This window comes from Pseudomonas sp. p21, from assembly GCF_001642705.1.
Classification (GTDB): Bacteria; Pseudomonadota; Gammaproteobacteria; order Pseudomonadales; family Pseudomonadaceae; genus Aquipseudomonas.
In genome coordinates this window covers 383,363-400,713 of the sequence record NZ_LWBV01000002.1, presented here as the reverse complement: position 1 = coordinate 400,713, position 17,351 = coordinate 383,363, and the positions used below count along the sequence as shown (strand labels likewise).

Below are 17,351 nucleotides of genomic sequence, written 5' to 3'. Positions count from 1 at the left end.
TCATGCTCGCACCTTGGCAGCCGTTGCTGGAGTGGTGGTTCGGTTGGGGCACCAGTCCCCAGGCCGTGGCTGACGAGAAGAGCACGCTGTGGTTCGGCAAGCATCACGATGCCGAGGCCCATGCGCTGTTTGGCGAGCTGGTCGAGCACGCCCTGGCGGGTGGGCTCGACGAGTGGCAGCAAAGCCCGCAGGGCTGGCTGGGCCTGCTGATCCTGCTGGACCAGCTGCCACGCATGATCTACCGCGACACGCCGCGCGCCTTCGAGGGCGACCGGCGTGCCCAGGTGGTGGCGATGCAGGGTTTGCAGAAGAACTGGGACTACCAGTTGCTGCCGATCCAGCGGGTGTTCGTGCTGCTGGTGCTGGAGCATGCCGAGGTGCTGGACTGGCAGAACCTGTGTGTCGAGCGCTACCAGCTGCTGCTGGACGAGCAGCCCGAAGCCAACCGCCGGCTGTTCGAAGGCTTCCTCGACTATGCCGAGCAGCACCAACGGGTGATTGCCCGGTTTGGGCGCTTTCCGCACCGCAACCTGGTGCTGGAGCGGCCGAGCACCAGCGAAGAGATGGACTTTTTGCTGGAGCCCGGGTCCAGGTTCTGAGGCTTGGGGGCCTGCTGCGCAGGTCGTCGCGACGCAAGGCCGCTCCTGCATGGGGGCGGCCTTTTTGTTTGGGCGAGATGCTTCTTTGTGATTAATCGCACAGTAATGGCCATCCGACCAATGGTGTAGGGGCAAAGGGGGTGGGGCAGGGAACCTGGGAGGTTTTTTTCCGTCGAAGGTCACTACAGGCCACTCGCCTGTATCCCCTCTTCAGGAGTGTCCTTCATGTCGTTGCGTTCCCTCGCCCTGTTGTCGCTGTGCGTCGTCCTGACTGCCTGCAGCAAGATCAACCAGGAAAACTATTCCAAGATCAAGGCCGGTATGAACAAGGCCGAGGTCGAGCAGTTGCTCGGCACGCCGGCCGAGTGCTCTGGCGCGCTGGGCATGAGCAGCTGCACCTGGGGGGACGAGAAGAGCTTCATCAGCGTGCAGTACGCGGCTGACAAGGTGCTGATGTATTCAGGGCAGGGTCTCAAATGAGGCGCCTGTACCTGCTGATGGGGGTATGCCTGGCATTGCTGCTGGGCGGTTGTGCAGGCTCCGTGCACGACCCGCTGGCGCCAAAAACCGCTGGCCACATCGACCTCAAACGCTACCAGGGCAAATGGTACGAGCTGGCGCGCCTGCCCATGCGCTACCAGGCCGGCTGCGAACAGTCCGAGGCGCATTACAACCTCAAGCTGGATGGTAGCCTCGGCGTGCTCAACCGCTGCCGCACCATGGGTGACGAATGGCTGCGTGCCGAAGGGCATGCGAGCATCCAGGAGCCGGGGCACACCGACAAGCTGTGGGTCGAGTTCGACAACTGGTTCACCAAGCTGGTGCCAGGTGTGGCCAGGGGCGAGTACTGGATCCTGTACGTGGATGATCGCTACCGCACGGCGGTGGTCGGCAGCCCGGACCGCAAGCACTTGTGGATCCTGTCGCGTACGCCGACGCTACCGGCCTGGGAGCGCGAGAACCTGATGTCCAGGGCACGGCAACAGGGGTATGACACCAGCCGCCTGATCTGGCGCGCGTCGGACCAGCAGATCGTCAAGATGCACTGAGGTTCAGAGTGGTTGTGGGTGTGGGCCTACCCGCAACCGCGATGTATGGCACCGGCTTCGCCGGTGTTCGCGGGTAAACCCGCTCCCACAGGTACTGCACCGCATCTGAGTTCAGCGCCTCACTTGTGGGAGCGGGTTCACCCGCGAATGCGAGAGAACTGCCGGTAGATCAGCCCAAAAGCTGCCGCAGTACCTCGGCAAACGCCAACCGGCTTTCCTCTTCCTGCGCATGCCGCCCCTGGCGCACCACCCACTGCCCATTCACCATCACATCCCGCACCTGGCGATCGCCCCCGGCAAACAGCCAGCGGTTGAGAATGGCATCTCCGTCCGCCATGGCGATGTAAGGGTCCTGCCCGTCGAGCACCAGCCAGTCCGCGCGCTTGCCTACGGCCAGCTCCCCGACCGCCTGCCCCAGCGCCTGTGCACCGCCCGCCAGCGCAGCGTCATACAGCGTGCGCCCGACCATCGGCTGGTCGCCGCGATACAGGCGGTTACGCCGCTGGTCGCGCAGCCGCTGGCCATATTCCAGCCAGCGCAGCTCCTCCACCACGCTCAGCGACACATGGCTGTCCGAACCAATGCCCATGCGCCCACCCTGTGCCAGGTAGTCCACTGCCGGGAAAATCCCGTCGCCCAGGTTGGCCTCGGTGGTCAGGCACAGCCCGGCTACCGCGCCGCTGCGGGCCATTGCAGTAACTTCATCCGGCTCGGCATGGGTGGCATGCACCAGGCACCAGCGTGGGTCCACGTCCACATGCTCGTACAGCCACTGCAACGGGCGCAGGCCGCTCCAGGCCAGGCAGTCGTCGACTTCCTTCTGCTGCTCGGCGATATGGATATGCACCGGGCATTGCTTGTCGCTGGCTGCCAGCACCTCGGCGATCTGCCCGGGCGTCACCGCCCGCAGCGAATGGAAGCACAAGCCCAGTTGCTGTGCGGGTTGCGCGGCCAGCAGCGGGGCCAGTTGCGCTTGCAGTTGCAGGTACTGTTCGGTGGAGTTGAGGAAGCGCCGTTGCCCGTCATTCGGGGCCTGGCCGCCGAAGCCTGCATGGCTGTACAGCACCGGCAGCAAGGTCAGGCCAATGCCGCTGTCGGCTGCGGCCACGCTGATGCGGCGGGACAGTTCGGCCGGGTCGGCATAGGCCTTGCCGGCCTGGTCGTGGTGCACGTAGTGGAATTCGGCGACCGAGGTGTAGCCGGCCTTGAGCATCTCGATGTACAGCTGGCGGGCGATGACCTGCAGCTGCTCCGGGCTGATCTGGCCGACCAGGCGGTACATCAGGTCGCGCCAGGTCCAGAAACTGTCATTGGGGTTGCCGGCGACTTCCGCCAGCCCTGCCATGGCGCGCTGGAAGGCATGCGAGTGCAGGTTGGGCATACCGGGCAGCAGCGGGCCGGCCAGCCGCTCGGCGCCTTCGGCCGAGGCGCCCGGCTCGATGCGGGCCACGTGGCCATCGCGGGTGACCTCGATACGGACATGGCTGGCCCAGCCCGTGGGCAGCAGGGCGCGTTCGGCAAAGTAGGCGGACATCGGTGAAAATCCTGTTATTGTTAACTTGTATATACATATACAGGCGTTTGCCTGCCGGGTAAACTGCGGCAAGCTACCGCTCATTCCATTTGCACAAGGATCCAACGCCGTGCCGACACCTCCTGTCTCCGCGCTGGTTGCCCAGATGGGCGAGGGCCCGGCGCCGCTGTACGCCCGGGTCAAACAGATGATCATCCAGCAGATCGACAACGGCAGCTGGCCACCGCATCACCGGGTACCCTCGGAGAGCGAACTGGTCAGCGAGCTGGGCTTCAGCCGCATGACCATCAACCGCGCCCTGCGCGAACTCACCGCCGAAGGCCTGCTGGTGCGCATGCAAGGGGTCGGTACCTTCGTGGCCGAGCCCAAGGGCCGTTCGGCGCTGTTCGAGGTCAACAACATCGCCGATGAAATTGCCGCGCGTGGCCACCAGCATAGCTGCCAGGTGATCACCCTCACCGAGGAAACGGCCGGTTCCGAGCGGGCCCTGGCCCTGGACATGCGTGAAGGCCAGCGGGTGTTCCACTCGCTGATCGTGCATTTCGAGAATGGCGTGCCGGTGCAGATCGAGGACCGCTACGTCAATGCGGCGATTGCCCCCGAGTACCTCAAGCAGGACTTCACCCGGCAGACGCCTTACGCCTACCTGTCGCAGGTGGCGCCGCTGACGGAGGGTGAACACGTGGTCGAGGCGATCCTGGCCGAGCCGGAAGAATGCCGCCTGTTGCAGATCGAGCGGGGCGAGCCCTGCCTGCTTATCCGTCGTCGCACCTGGTCCGGCCGCCAGCCGGTGACCGCCGCGCGGCTGATCCACCCCGGTTCCCGTCATCGCCTGGAAGGACGTTTCAGTAAATGAGTCAGCTGCAGTTATTGCGTGCGCAGGACTACCCGCGCATGCCGTGGAAGAACGGTGGCGGTTTCACCGAAGAGATTACCCGCGACAGTGGCGAGGGCCTGGACGGCTTTGGCTGGCGCCTGTCGATTGCCGATATCGAGGAGTCCGGCGGCTTTTCCACCTTCGCCGGCTACCAGCGGATCATCACCGTGCTGCAGGGCGACGGCATGCGCCTGCTGGTCGACGGCCAGGCCAGTCGGCCGTTGCTGCCGTTCGATGCCTTTGCCTTCAGCGGCGAGAGCCAGGTCAGTTGCAAGCTGCTGGGCGGGGCGATCCGCGATTTCAACCTGATCTATGCACCGCAGCGCTACCGTGCGCGGTTGCAGTGGTTCGATGGCACCAGCCGCTTGTACAGCTCGGCGTCGACGGTGTTGTTGTTCGCTGCCAGCAGCCAGGTCGAGGTTGGCATCGCCGGGCGTGAGACGCAGCGGTTGGGGTTGTATGACTGCTTGCGGCTGGAGGGCAATGACCAGTTGCTGGGGCTTGATGTGCAGGGGCGCTGCTGCCTGATCGAACTCATTCCAAGTTGAGATAGCCGGGGCTGCTGCGCAGCCCTTCGCGGGCTTGCCCGCTCCCACAGTACAGCGCAAGCCTTGAAGGCTGCGAAGCGCTCTGTGGGAGCGGGCAAGCCCGCGAAGGGCCGCGCAGCGGCCCCGGCTTTTTTGCCGCTCAGCGGAAAGGTCCGATTATTTTGGTTGTCCATGCTTGTACATACAAGTAAAGATGTGTTTGTATATCTACCACGACATACCCGCCCGCGGACGACCGTAGAGGACCTTTCCCGTGACCGACAACAACAAATACCGTGACGTTGAAATCCGTGCCCCACGTGGCAACAAGCTGACTGCCAAAAGCTGGCTGACCGAAGCGCCACTGCGCATGCTGATGAACAACCTCGATCCACAGGTCGCGGAAAACCCGAAAGAACTGGTGGTGTACGGCGGTATCGGCCGTGCCGCGCGCAACTGGGCCTGCTACGACAAGATCGTCGAGACCCTGACCCGCCTGGAAGACGACGAAACCCTGCTGGTGCAGTCGGGCAAGCCGGTCGGCGTGTTCAAGACTCACAGCAACGCCCCGCGGGTGCTGATCGCCAACTCCAACCTGGTGCCGCACTGGGCCAACTGGGAACACTTCAACGAACTGGACGCCAAGGGCCTGGCCATGTACGGCCAAATGACCGCCGGCAGCTGGATCTACATCGGTAGCCAGGGCATCGTCCAGGGCACCTACGAAACCTTCGTCGAAGCCGGTCGCCAGCATTACGGCGGCAGCCTGAAAGGCAAGTGGGTACTGACCGCCGGCCTGGGCGGCATGGGCGGCGCCCAGCCACTGGCCGCCACCCTGGCCGGTGCCTGCTCGCTGAACATCGAATGCCAGCAGAGCCGCATCGACTTCCGCCTGGAAACCCGCTACGTCGACGAGCAGGCCACTGACCTCGACGACGCCCTGGCACGCATCGCCAAGTACACCGCCGAAGGCAAGGCCATTTCCATCGCCCTGCACGGCAACGCTGCCGAAATCCTGCCGGAGCTGGTCAAGCGTGGCGTGCGCCCGGACATGGTCACCGACCAGACCAGCGCCCACGACCCACTGAACGGCTACCTGCCTGCCGGCTGGACCTGGGAACAGTACCGCGACCGCGCGCAGACCGAACCGGCTGCAGTGGTCAAGGCCGCCAAGCAGTCGATGGCCGTGCACGTTCAAGCCATGCTCGATTTCCAGAAGCAGGGCGTCCCGACCTTCGACTACGGCAACAACATCCGCCAGATGGCCAAGGAAGAAGGCGTGGCCAATGCCTTCGACTTCCCAGGTTTCGTGCCGGCCTACATCCGCCCGCTGTTCTGCCGTGGCATCGGCCCGTTCCGCTGGGCGGCGCTGTCCGGTGATGCCGAAGACATCTACAAGACCGACGCCAAGGTCAAGGAACTGATCCCCGACGACGCCCACCTGCACCGCTGGCTGGACATGGCCCGCGAGCGCATCAGCTTCCAGGGCCTGCCGGCACGTATCTGCTGGGTTGGCCTGGGCCTGCGCGCCAAGCTGGGCCTGGCGTTCAACGAAATGGTACGCAGCGGCGAGCTGTCGGCACCGATCGTGATCGGCCGTGACCACCTGGACTCCGGTTCGGTGTCCAGCCCCAACCGTGAAACCGAAGCCATGCGCGATGGCTCCGACGCCGTCTCCGACTGGCCGCTGCTCAACGCCCTGCTGAACACCGCCGGCGGTGCTACCTGGGTATCGCTGCACCACGGTGGTGGTGTGGGCATGGGCTTCTCCCAGCACTCGGGCATGGTCATCGTCTGCGACGGTACCGATGAAGCCGCCGAGCGTATCGCTCGCGTGCTGACCAACGACCCAGGGACCGGTGTAATGCGTCATGCCGATGCCGGTTACGACATCGCCATCGACTGTGCCAAGGAGCAGGGCCTGGACCTGCCGATGATCACTGGCTGATCGCCACGCTTTGGATCGCACCCCACAAGGGGTGATACTGAACAACAAGAAGGAGCACGCAGGCACTCACAAACGGGCCTGCGGCTCCACGCGATTGGAGTAGTGAAGTGACCGAATTGACCCTCAAGCCCGGCACCCTGACCCTGGCCCAGCTGCGCGCCATCCATGCCGCGCCCGTGCGCCTGCAACTGGACGCCAGCGCCGCGCCGGCCATCGACGCCAGCGTCGCCTGCGTCGAGCAGATCATTGCCGAAGACCGCACCGCCTACGGCATCAACACCGGTTTCGGCCTGCTGGCCTCGACCCGCATCGCCAGCCACGACCTGGAAAACCTGCAGCGCTCGCTGGTGCTGTCCCACGCCGCCGGTGTCGGCGCGCCGCTGGATGACGACCTGGTGCGGCTGATCATGGTGCTGAAGATCAACAGCCTCAGCCGTGGCTTCTCCGGCATCCGCCGCAAAGTCATCGACGCGCTGATCGCCCTGGTCAACGCCGAAGTGTACCCGCACATCCCGCTGAAGGGTTCTGTGGGCGCTTCCGGTGACCTCGCCCCGCTGGCGCACATGTCGCTGGTGCTGCTGGGTGAAGGCAAGGCTCGCTACAAGGGCCAGTGGCTGCCAGCCACCGAAGCCCTGGCTGTGGCCGGCCTCGAGCCGCTGACCCTGGCCGCCAAGGAGGGCCTGGCCCTGCTCAACGGCACCCAGGCTTCCACCGCCTATGCCCTGCGTGGCCTGTTCCAGGGCGAAGACCTGTACGCCGCCGCCATCGCCTGCGGCGGCCTGAGCGTCGAAGCCGCACTGGGCTCGCGCTCGCCGTTCGATGCGCGCATTCACGAAGTGCGTGGTCAGCGTGGCCAGATCGACACTGCTGCCTGCTTCCGTGACCTGCTGGGCGATTCCAGCGAAGTGTCGCTGTCGCACAAGAACTGCGACAAGGTCCAGGACCCGTACTCGCTGCGTTGCCAGCCTCAGGTCATGGGCGCCTGCCTGACCCAGCTGCGCCAGGCCGCCGAGGTACTGGGCATCGAAGCCAACGCCGTATCGGACAACCCGCTGGTGTTCGCTGCCGAAGGTGACGTGATTTCCGGCGGCAACTTCCACGCCGAGCCGGTGGCCATGGCCGCCGACAATATCGCCCTGGCCATCGCCGAAATCGGTTCGCTCAGCGAGCGCCGTATCTCGCTGATGATGGACAAGCACATGTCCCAGCTGCCGCCGTTCCTGGTGGAAAACGGCGGGGTCAACTCCGGCTTCATGATTGCCCAGGTCACCGCTGCTGCCCTGGCCAGCGAGAACAAGGCCCTGTCGCACCCGCACAGCGTCGACAGCCTGCCAACTTCGGCCAACCAGGAAGACCACGTGTCGATGGCCCCGGCTGCGGGCAAGCGCCTGTGGGAAATGGCCGAAAACACCCGTGGCGTGCTGGCCATCGAATGGCTGGGCGCCTGCCAGGGCCTGGACCTGCGCAAGGGCCTGAAGACTTCGGCCAAGCTGGAGCAGGCGCGCCAGGCGCTGCGCAGCGAAGTGCCGCACTACGACCGTGACCGTTTCTTCGCGCCCGACATCGAAAAGGCCGTGGAACTGTTGGCCAAGGGTAGCCTGACCGGCCTGCTGCCGGCGGGTGTGCTGCCAAGCCTGTAATGCCCCTAGGGCCGCGTTGCGGCCCATCGCGAGCAAGCTCGCTCCTACAAAGGCAACGCGTTCCCTTGTAGGAGCGAGCTTGCTCGCGATTGGGCAGCATGGCGGCCCCCTCGATCTCACGACCACAAAAACAATTTAAGGACGTGACATGCAACAAGCTCAAGGTCTCAAGCGCGGGCTGAGTGCCCGCCACATCCGTTTCATGGCCCTCGGTTCCGCCATCGGCACCGGCCTGTTCTACGGCTCCGCCTCGGCCATCCAGATGGCCGGCCCGGCCGTGCTGCTGGCCTACCTGATCGGCGGCGCCGCCGTGTTCATGGTCATGCGCGCCCTCGGTGAAATGGCTGTGCACAACCCGGTTGCCGGCTCGTTCGGCCACTACGCCAGCACCTACCTCGGCCCCATGGCCGGCTTCATCCTCGGCTGGACCTACGCCTTCGAGATGGTCATCGTCGCCATCGCCGACGTCACCGCCTTCGGTATCTACATGGGCTTCTGGTTCCCGGAAGTGGCCCGCTGGATCTGGGTGCTGGGCATCGTATTCCTGATCGGCGGCCTCAACCTGTGCAACGTCAAGGTCTTTGGCGAAATGGAATTCTGGCTGTCGCTGCTCAAGGTCGGCGCCATCGTGGCGATGATCCTGGCCGGCCTCGGCATCATGGCCTTCGGCTTCAGCCAGGTAGGTACCGGGCATGCCGTGGGTGTCAGCAACCTGTTCGACCATGGCGGCTTCATGCCCAATGGCGTGGGTGGACTGATCGCCTCCTTTGCCGTGGTGATGTTCGCCTTCGGCGGCATCGAGATCATCGGCGTCACCGCCGGTGAGGCCAAGGACCCGCAGCGGGTCATCCCCAAGGCGATCAACGCCGTGCCGCTGCGCATCCTGCTGTTCTACGTGCTCACCCTGTTCGTGCTGATGTGCCTGTACCCATGGCCGCAAATAGGCAGCCAGGGCAGCCCGTTCGTGCAGATCTTCAGCAACCTGGGCATCGGTTCCGCCGCCGCCGTGCTGAACGTCGTGGTGATTTCCGCCGCGATCTCGGCCATCAACAGCGACATCTTCGGCGCCGGTCGCATGATGTACGGCCTCGCTCAGCAAGGCCATGCCCCGCGCGGCTTCAGCAAGCTGTCGAAGCACGGCGTGCCATGGATGACCGTGGTGGTGATGGGGGCTGCGCTGCTGATCGGCGTGCTGCTCAACTACCTGATCCCGGAGAACGTGTTCCTGCTGATCGCATCGATCGCCACCTTCGCCACCGTGTGGGTGTGGCTGATGATCCTGGTCACCCAGGTGGCCATGCGCCGCAGCATGAGCCGTGAACAGGTGGCCCAGCTGCAGTTCCCGGTACCGTTCTGGCCTTACGGCCCGGCCATGGCCATTGCGTTCATGGTGTTCATCTTTGGCGTGCTCGGTTACTTCCCGGATACCCAGGCGGCATTGCTCGTCGGCGTGGTCTGGGTGGTGTTTCTGGTGGCCTCCTACCTGCTGTGGTGCAAGCCGCGCGCAGGGCAGGGCAAGCTGGCAGCGGAACCGGCCGAGCTGCACCGCTAGTACAGGAGTTAAGGTATGAGAACCGTCTGGCAGCACTGCCATGTTGCGACCATGGCCGAGGGCCGTTACTCGGCCATCGAGGACGCGGCCATCGTCACCAATGCCGGGCTGATCGAGTGGATCGGCCCACGCACCGAGCTTGCGTCGGTCGAGGCCGAGCATACGGTGGACCTGGGCGGCGCCTGGGTCACCCCGGGGCTGATCGACTGCCACACCCACGCGGTGTTCGGTGGCAACCGCAGCGGTGAGTTCGAACAGCGCCTGCAGGGTGTGAGCTATGCCGAAATCGCCGCACAGGGCGGTGGCATCGCCAGTACCGTGCGGGCCACCCGCGCGGCCAGCGAGGACGAGTTGTTCGCCAGTGCTCGCCAGCGGGTCCAGGCGCTGATGCGTGACGGCGTGACCACCATCGAGGTCAAGTCCGGCTACGGCCTGGACCTGGCCAACGAGCGCAAGATGCTGCGTGTGGCCCGGCGCCTGGCCGACGAATTGCCGTTGGCGGTGCGTGCAACCTGCCTGGCCGCCCACGCCTTGCCGCCGGAGTACGCCGGCCGGGCTGACGACTACATCGCGCACATCTGCGACGAAATGCTACCGGCCCTGGCCGCCGAGGGCCTGGTGGACGCAGTGGATGCCTTCTGCGAACACCTGGCGTTCTCCCCGGCCCAGGTCGAGCGGCTGTTCATCAAGGCGCGCGAGCTGGGCCTGCCGGTCAAGCTGCATGCCGAACAGTTGTCGTCGTTGCACGGTTCCAGCCTGGCGGCGCGCTACCAGGCGCTGTCGGCCGACCACCTGGAGTTCATGACCGAGGACGACGCCATTGCCATGGCAAAAGCCGGCACGGTCGCCGTGCTGCTGCCGGGCGCGTTCTACTTCCTGCGCGAAACCCAGTTACCGCCGATGGACGCGCTGCGCCGCCACGGGGTGAAGATTGCCCTGGCCAGCGACCTCAACCCTGGCACCTCGCCAGGGCTGTCGCTGCGGCTGATGCTGAACATGGGCTGCACCTGCTTCCGCATGACCCCGGAAGAAGCCTTGGCCGGTGTCACGGTGCACGCGGCCACGGCGCTGGGCCTGGGCGACAGCCATGGCTCGCTGGAAGTGGGCAAGGTCGCCGACTTCGTCGCCTGGCAGATCGAACGCCCCGCCGACCTGGCCTATTGGCTGGGCGGCGACCTGCCCAAGCGCGTGGTGCGCAAGGGCCGCGAGATTTCCAACTGAGTGAGGCACGATGGACAAGGTACTGAGTTTTCACCAGGGCCGCCTGCCGCTGCTGATCAGCATGCCCCATGCCGGCCTGAAACTGTCGCCGGCTGTACGAGACGGCCTGGTCGAGCAGGCGCGCAGCCTGCCGGATACCGACTGGCATATTCCACGGCTGTATGACTTTGCCCGCGAGATGGGCGCCAGTGTGGTGGCAGCGGAGTATTCGCGCTTCGTCATCGACCTGAACCGCCCGGATGACGACAAGCCGCTGTACGCCGGTGCCACCACTGGCCTGTACCCGGCCACGTTGTTCGAAGGCGAACCGCTGTTCAGGGACGGGCTGGCGCCGTCCGGCGAAGAACGTAAAGGCTATCTGGAGCAGATCTGGCGCCCTTATCACGACACCCTTCGTCGCGAGCTGGACCGCTTGCGTGAGCAGTTTGGTTATGCGCTGCTGTGGGATGCCCATTCGATCCGTTCGCACATCCCGCACCTGTTCGACGGCAAGCTGCCGGACTTCAACCTGGGCACTTTCAACGGCGCCAGTTGCGATCCGGAACTGGCTGAGCGGCTGCAGGGAGTGTGCGCCGAGGCGCCAGGTTACAGCCATGTGCTCAATGGCCGCTTCAAGGGCGGGCATATCACCCGGCATTACGGCGATCCGGCCAACCACATCCACGCGGTGCAGCTTGAGCTGGCGCAGAGCACCTACATGGAAGAAAGCGAACCGTTCGCCTACCGCGAAGACCTGGCTCAGCCGACTCAGCAGGTATTGGGGCAGCTGCTGCAGGCGCTGCTGGCGTGGGGCACGGAGCGGTATGGGCGGTGACGTTCGCCGGTGAAAACGGCGACGCGCTGTTGGCCATGCGCGTCGCCAGTCACCATGGGTCAGTTGTTGTTGATCTGCGCGATGGTCAGTTCGCGCAGTAGCTCCTGCTCTTCCTGATCCTTGTCGTCTTGCAGGCCTTGCTGCAGGTTCAGTTCGTCCTGAAGCGGGTGATCCTTGCCGGCCAGCTCAAGCACTCGCAGGCGGAAGCGGGCCTCTATTTCGGCGAAGCGGTCGGCATATTCGGTTCGCAGACGCATGGTCCAATCCGTATTCGCCAGCATGTAGCCGACCAGTGCATCGCTCAGTTCACTTTTCCGGACCTTTTCCAGCACGCTGGATAGCTCATCGCGCGCCAGGTTCGCAGCACCTCGAAAACGCATGCTGTCGGCGATCGGCAGGTCCAGTTCCTTGGCCAGTTCGCGGCGGTAGGCCAGGCGCACCGAGACCCGGTCACCCGAGCCAGTCCGTTGGTTGGCCAGTAACTCCAGCTGCTCGATCCGGAATAGCTGCAACAGGCGACGATGCAGTGCTTGCAGGGTATCGCCGGCGTCGATCAACAGGCGCTGGCTCATCAGGTACAGTTCAATGTTGTTGAACTCCTGCAGTGCGCCATCGTGGCAGGTCTGCGAGCCGGTTTCCGGGTCTGGCAATGCTGCTGCGGCGATGCTCTCCATGATCGGTCGTTCGGATTCGTTGCTTGCAGCCACTACCAGCATCATGCGTACCCGTTCGCAGAAGGTGGTTCGCGTATTCGGGTCAACGTATGGGGCGGCATTGTGCAAGCGGCCCACCAGACGCAACAGATCACTGCCTTCGAGCTGCTCCCAGCAGTCCTGCAACGCCTCGTTCTGCGCCGCGCTGCCCAGCATCCAGTCTTCCAGCCTGGGCGTATCGTCCCCCAGCAGGGGGAAGTGGGGGTGGTCGAGTGACCCTTCGCTCGAAGAATCGACGGACATCAGGTTGCCAGGAATATCCAGGGCAAAGGAATAGCTGTGCTGGCTGCTGTCCGAGAACGCGCGTACCCGCAGGATGGTTTCAAGCGGCAGCGGGTTGTCGAACAGGGCGATCGACGAGATCGGCATGGGATTGTTCAGGTTCGAGAGGATGTGCTCGGGCAACTGGGTAATGTTGTTCGAGCTCAGGTCCAGCAGCTCCAGCGGCAGCAAGCTGTCACACCAGCTAGGCCAGGCTTGCAGGTTCATGTTGGTCAGTGCGAGTGACTGCAGGCTGCTGGACAGTGATGCGGGTACCCGCTCGATGCTGCCCACACGGTTGCCTGACAGGTCCAGCGAGGTCAGGTGTGGCAGCCCTGCGAAGATATCCAGCATGGCCTGGTTGACTTCCAGCCCCATGTTGCGAAACTCCAGGTAAGTGAGTTGGGGAAGGCGAGCCAGGGCCGATGCCAGCGCGGGGGTGGCGGCCTGATGCTCATCGATGGTCAGTCGGGTGATGTTAGGGAACCGCCTGAGCAGTTCATCGAGCTGCGAGGCGCTGCCCCGTAACCGCGTCAGGCCAAGTGCACGCACGCGCGCACCGAAGAACGGTGGAAGCCGCCTGGGGAAGTGCTCGATGGCCACCTCCTCGAGTTGCAATCGAAGGTATGACTGGCCCTGCTCCTGTTGCTCCCAGAATTGACTGATCGCCGACTCGATGCGCTGCCTGTCTGCCAGCGCGGCCTGGGTCAATGGGTTGCTCGAGCTGGATGCCTGGGCCCAGCCATCGATCGCTTCGCGCATCTGTTGTCGCTCATCGCGAATGCGTGCGAGCTGTTCGGAAAGTGCTGCGGGCTGGTCTGTGGTGATACCCGACGTGTCGATGCGCTCATTCAGCAGCAAGCGCTGCAGGTGGGATTCATTGATGCTGTTGCCTTCCAGCGAGATCACCGGTGGGGTTGTCAGCGTGTCTGTCTCATGAAGCAGGAACGAGGGCAACGACCTGAGGTTGTTATGGCGCAACGACAGATGGGCAATGCGCGCCAGTGCATCGCTGCCAATCCCGATTGGCCATTGGGCCAGCTGCATCTGGTCCAGGCCCAGGTAGTCCAGGGTCAGTTCATGGAAGCTTGGCCTGTTGCCCTGCGCCAGTCGGTTACCACTCAGGTCCAGGTATCTCAATTGGCGAAGCCCTGCCAGCAGGTTCAGGTCACTTTCGGAAAGCGCCATGTTCTGGTTGGTGATCACCAGCCGTTGCAACCCTGGCAAGTGTTCGGTGATGGTGGGAATGCAGAACAGGAAGGACGAGGGCGCTGCCCTGGGGTCGAACGGCCGGCTGATTTCCAGCGACTCGATCTGCGGCATCTGCCTGAGCAGGCGTTGTAGCAGGCGCTCGTTTTGCGCCCAGCCAGCCAGGGTTCCTGAAGGCAGGTCGATCAGGCTCAGGCTGCGCACCCGTGTGTTGAAAAAATCGGGCAAGGTCAGGGGGATGTCGGCCAGCGGGACGCGGGCGATACGCAGCTCGGTGCCAGGACCGGTGCTTTCGTCCAGCGCAGTGTCGTACCAATGTTGCATGATCGAGTCACGCAGGCTGTCGTAGTCGTGTGCTGCCTGGTCGGTTGCCGGCGAAATGGCTTCGCTCCAGTCGTCCAGCCTGCTTTGCAGCTCGTTGCGCTGCTCCAGCAGTGTCTGCAAATGTTCGAATATCTGCTGCTGTGTACGGCCGTGGCCGGCAAGTGCCAGCAGCACCTGGTCCGCTGAGCGGCCGGTACGTGCAGCGAGCCCTGTGGCTTCGACAGCTTCGAGCAGGCGCTGGCGGGTGATGCCTTGCGTGGCCGGGCCGCCGCCACTGAGCGGGTAGCCCAGGCGGCCATCGGCCAGGCGCATGGGGGAACGATAGCCAGGGCGTACGGGCTGCATGCCCAGCAGCTCCCTCAGGGCCGGGCGAGGCAGCAACGGGCTTTCCTGTAAAAGGCGCTGCAGCGCTTGCGGGGCGGCGACATCCATTTGTGCCATGGCCGCTGGCAGTGCCTCGTACAAGGCGGCGTAAAGGCTTGGGTGGGTTGTGACCACCGCACTCGACAGGTTTTGATCGTGGACGATGTACCCTGCCCGGGCATGGGTGATGGTCTTGTACGGGTGGTCGTCCAGCGGGCCTATGGCATTGTCCTGGGTCGGCCAGGACACTCGCTGGAGCAGCCGGAGCTTGGTTTCTATGGGCCAGCCTGGCAGGCGTTCGAGCGTGTGCATGATCAACCGGTCGCTGTCCCAGTTTGGCACGCTGGACAGGTACAGCCCTTCACGGGCGCGGGCAAGGCGGATTTGTTGCTGGTAGACGCGGGCCTCCTCGCCAAGGCGCAGTGGTACCTTGCCGTTGTCGAGCATTTGCAGCTCGTCGGCACTGGCGCCGCGCGCCAGCTCGTTGGCGACTGCTGCCGGCAGTTTCGGGTACACCCGCTGTATGGCCTCGGCGCCCGGCGTCAGGCTGAGCGGAAGGCTGGCGTAGGCCTTGGAAAACTCAGCTGGGCGAGTGCTGGCATCCGGCAGTTGGCGGATCGTTTCGTCCAGCTTGAAGCGTTGCAGGGTGTCTTCCAGCAAGGCCGGCAGCCGCTGGCCTTCGGCCAAGGCCCGGCGCAGCTCGTCTTCGTGTACGCCGCTGACGGCGACAATCCGTTGCAGTGTCGGCTCGTCGAAGTGCGCGCTCAAGTGGCCGATACGGCGCAATAGTGCCGTGCCCGACCAACTCAGTGGCTTGTCCGTTACGTGCAACCATGCTCCGGCACCGTTGTGCCGTACTGGCGGTTGGTACCGGCGAGGATTTGCCGGGTGTTGCAGGCGGTACTCACCGGTCCTTGGCGCTTGGGTGACGATGTACTGATTGCCCTGTAATACCAGCCAGCGTCTCCCTTGGTGATGCCGTAGGCCCAGTTCGTCCGGTACCAGGTCGTCGGGCAGCGTCTCTGTGCTCTGGTAGGGCGTGAGGTCGGGTTTCCACAGTCGCGTCTGGCCATCGGATGTTTCCACGTCTTCCAGTTCTTCGATGAAGGAAGGTGTTTCCACAGGAATACGTGCCAGCTCTGGCTCCTCATCCGCTGGCTCCTCTATTTGCGGCCCTTCCAGCGCCGTCTCGGCTTCGCCGCCCCGTGAACCTCCCAATGCTTTGGCTGCCGCGCCGAGGGCGGCCATGATCGCCACGTTTTCGATCACATCGACCAGGTAGCCATAGGCCGTATCACGCTCGTCGTTCTCCCAGGCTTCGATACCGTCATATACCTCATGGGCCAGCTGGGCCAGGCACACGGCAAGCATCGCCTCGCCCAGCCCCGGCACAAAGAAGCCGGCGATGTTCAGGCCCGTCAGTACGCGGCCGGCAATCAGTTCCCGGTGGGCTTGTGCGGTGCGCCGGTCGACGATTTCGGTCGGAGTGGCGTGGAACAGCACATCCTTCTCATGACGCTGGGCCTTCTGGAAGGCCATCACGCCCTGGAATGCGTGGCTGAAAGGCCTTTTGACCGGGTACAGGGTGGCGTGCGGGTCCGGAACACGTTCATGCATGCCGCGGACATTCCAGGCGAGGGGGGTGAGCCGGTCCTTGAGGCGGGTGATTATGGACGCCTTGTCGCGGTCGGCGAGGTGCCTGTCCAGGTAGCCGATATCGGCCTGGAGCCTGTCGCGCAATTCGTCGTGCAAGGCTTGCTGGCTGGTGAACTCCTTGAGGGGCGTCGTGCTGTCTTCAGGAATATACAGGGCCACGGCCTGATGCCCTGCGGCTTGCAGGGTGATGAGCACAACCCCGGTCAGTTCGGCTTCCCACAAGTCGAGCAAGCTGAAGGTAATCGGTGAGGAGGGCGATGGCGCCTGGTCAAGTGGCGCGGCAAGAGCGGCGGTATATAGCGTTTCGCTGATGTCGCCCTTGAGGCGGGCGAAATGCAGGGATTGCCGGAATGCCGAGACCTCGGCACGCCCCAGGGTTTCATAAACGGCCAGTGCGGTTTCATCGGCGCTGAGCGGCGGCGTGGCCGCCGGATAGTAGATGGCGTGTACCCGCTCATGGTACTTGCCGCCGATATCCAGCGCGCGACACAAGTTGGCGAAGTCTTCGGCGGCGATATCCAGTGCATTGATGATCGGCACGGTACCCATGAAGCGCCGATGATCGACGATGATCGACTTCTTCAGCAGGCTAGCGGGCGCGTCCATGCCATGTTCAGTGGTGGCGGCCAGGTCGAAGTTGTGCAAGGCGCAATGCAGCAGCGAGCGTGTCGCCCGGTCGACGGCCTGGCGGCTGTCGATGGCATTGTCCGTTTCGATCAGGCGGGCATCGACGAGGAAGGTGTTGCGCACATCCAGGTCAAGCCCGAATTGCTGCTTGATGGCTTCGGTGAGTGCTTGGGTGGCGTAGGTTTCCAGGGTTGGAAGCTGTTTGAACAGCTGGTGCACCTGCGCCTGGTGTTCGCGGTGGCGTGCATGCTCCTCCTGCCATGCCTTGGCGACTTCCGGTTGTTGCTGGAGTGCCGTTGCCAGCCAGGCAGGGTTTTGAAGCCAGTTGCGCATCGCGCGGTGGGTTTCTGGCGGAGCCTGCTTGAGCCAGGTGGGGATTTTGCGCTCGATGGTGGCGTAATGAACGCTAGGCACGGCAGTGACTGCAGTTGGCATGG

Annotated in this window: 12 protein-coding genes; 10 read left to right on the top strand and 2 right to left on the bottom strand. The window is 64.2% G+C overall.

The genetic code is table 11. The annotated features are described in order from the left end of the window. The first annotated feature begins 2 nt into the window (after positions 1 to 2). The 3 genes from A4C63_RS06780 to A4C63_RS06770 all read left to right on the top strand — a co-directional run bounded on the left by A4C63_RS06780 (position 3) and on the right by A4C63_RS06770 (position 1,648). Positions 3 to 599, top strand: a complete 597-nt coding sequence (locus A4C63_RS06780) for a DUF924 family protein (RefSeq protein WP_063912031.1) — start codon at positions 3 to 5, stop codon at positions 597 to 599. 225 nt (positions 600 to 824) lie between these two features. Continuing rightward, complete coding sequence (gene bamE / locus A4C63_RS06775; RefSeq protein ID WP_063912030.1) at positions 825 to 1,079, top strand: outer membrane protein assembly factor BamE; 255 nt, start codon at positions 825 to 827, stop codon at positions 1,077 to 1,079. Next, positions 1,076 to 1,648, top strand: a complete 573-nt coding sequence (locus A4C63_RS06770) for a lipocalin family protein (protein ID WP_063912029.1) — start codon at positions 1,076 to 1,078, stop codon at positions 1,646 to 1,648. The genes bamE and A4C63_RS06770 overlap by 4 nt, the downstream gene beginning before the upstream one ends. Positions 1,649 to 1,817: 169 nt before the next feature. Here A4C63_RS06770 and A4C63_RS06765 read toward each other — a convergent pair whose 3' ends face one another. Then, positions 1,818 to 3,182, bottom strand: coding sequence for a formimidoylglutamate deiminase (locus A4C63_RS06765; protein WP_063912028.1), 1,365 nt, complete (start codon positions 3,180 to 3,182; stop codon positions 1,818 to 1,820). 145 nt (positions 3,183 to 3,327) lie between these two features. Here A4C63_RS06765 and hutC point away from each other — a divergent pair, with 145 nt between their 5' ends. The 7 genes from hutC (at position 3,328) to hutG (ending at position 11,761) form a co-directional block, all read left to right on the top strand. Next, positions 3,328 to 4,038, top strand: coding sequence for a histidine utilization repressor (hutC, locus tag A4C63_RS06760; RefSeq protein WP_172827497.1), 711 nt, complete (start codon positions 3,328 to 3,330; stop codon positions 4,036 to 4,038). Beyond that, a complete protein-coding gene (locus tag A4C63_RS06755; RefSeq protein ID WP_063912026.1) occupies positions 4,035 to 4,607 on the top strand; it encodes a HutD family protein in 573 nt (190 codons plus the stop codon). The genes hutC and A4C63_RS06755 overlap by 4 nt, the downstream gene beginning before the upstream one ends. 253 nt (positions 4,608 to 4,860) lie before the next feature. Beyond that, positions 4,861 to 6,534, top strand: a complete 1,674-nt coding sequence (gene hutU, locus A4C63_RS06750) for a urocanate hydratase (protein ID WP_015272106.1) — start codon at positions 4,861 to 4,863, stop codon at positions 6,532 to 6,534. A gap of 107 nt (positions 6,535 to 6,641) precedes the next feature. Beyond that, positions 6,642 to 8,174, top strand: a complete 1,533-nt coding sequence (gene hutH / locus A4C63_RS06745; protein ID WP_063912025.1) for a histidine ammonia-lyase — start codon at positions 6,642 to 6,644, stop codon at positions 8,172 to 8,174. 148 nt (positions 8,175 to 8,322) lie between these two features. Beyond that, a complete protein-coding gene (locus A4C63_RS06740; RefSeq protein WP_063912024.1) occupies positions 8,323 to 9,726 on the top strand; it encodes an amino acid permease in 1,404 nt (467 codons plus the stop codon). Between the two features lie 15 nt (positions 9,727 to 9,741). Further along, the gene (gene hutI, locus A4C63_RS06735; protein WP_063912023.1) at positions 9,742 to 10,947 is read left to right on the top strand and encodes an imidazolonepropionase; all 1,206 of its coding nucleotides are present in this window, start codon (positions 9,742 to 9,744) and stop codon (positions 10,945 to 10,947) included. Between the two features lie 10 nt (positions 10,948 to 10,957). After that, the gene (gene hutG, locus A4C63_RS06730; protein WP_063912022.1) at positions 10,958 to 11,761 is read left to right on the top strand and encodes an N-formylglutamate deformylase; all 804 of its coding nucleotides are present in this window, start codon (positions 10,958 to 10,960) and stop codon (positions 11,759 to 11,761) included. Between the two features lie 59 nt (positions 11,762 to 11,820). On the opposite strand, the gene A4C63_RS06725 is transcribed toward hutG, so the two are convergent. Beyond that, a complete protein-coding gene (locus A4C63_RS06725) occupies positions 11,821 to 17,349 on the bottom strand; it encodes a dermonecrotic toxin domain-containing protein (RefSeq protein ID WP_256202902.1) in 5,529 nt (1,842 codons plus the stop codon). Positions 17,350 to 17,351: the final 2 nt, after the last annotated feature.

Bases quoted from the DNA above. Each gene is read 5' to 3' on its own strand.
- A4C63_RS06780 (WP_063912031.1), top strand. From the start codon at position 3: ATGCTCGCACCTTGGCAGCCGTTGCTGGAGTGGTGGTTCGGTTGGGGC.
- bamE (WP_063912030.1), top strand. From the start codon at position 825: ATGTCGTTGCGTTCCCTCGCCCTGTTGTCGCTGTGCGTCGTCCTGACT.
- A4C63_RS06770 (WP_063912029.1), top strand. From the start codon at position 1,076: ATGAGGCGCCTGTACCTGCTGATGGGGGTATGCCTGGCATTGCTGCTG.
- A4C63_RS06765 (WP_063912028.1), bottom strand. From the start codon at position 3,182: ATGTCCGCCTACTTTGCCGAACGCGCCCTGCTGCCCACGGGCTGGGCC.
- hutC (WP_172827497.1), top strand. From the start codon at position 3,328: ATGGGCGAGGGCCCGGCGCCGCTGTACGCCCGGGTCAAACAGATGATC.
- A4C63_RS06755 (WP_063912026.1), top strand. From the start codon at position 4,035: ATGAGTCAGCTGCAGTTATTGCGTGCGCAGGACTACCCGCGCATGCCG.
- A4C63_RS06740 (WP_063912024.1), top strand. From the start codon at position 8,323: ATGCAACAAGCTCAAGGTCTCAAGCGCGGGCTGAGTGCCCGCCACATC.
- hutI (WP_063912023.1), top strand. From the start codon at position 9,742: ATGAGAACCGTCTGGCAGCACTGCCATGTTGCGACCATGGCCGAGGGC.
- hutG (WP_063912022.1), top strand. From the start codon at position 10,958: ATGGACAAGGTACTGAGTTTTCACCAGGGCCGCCTGCCGCTGCTGATC.
- A4C63_RS06725 (WP_256202902.1), bottom strand. From the start codon at position 17,349: ATGCCAACTGCAGTCACTGCCGTGCCTAGCGTTCATTACGCCACCATC.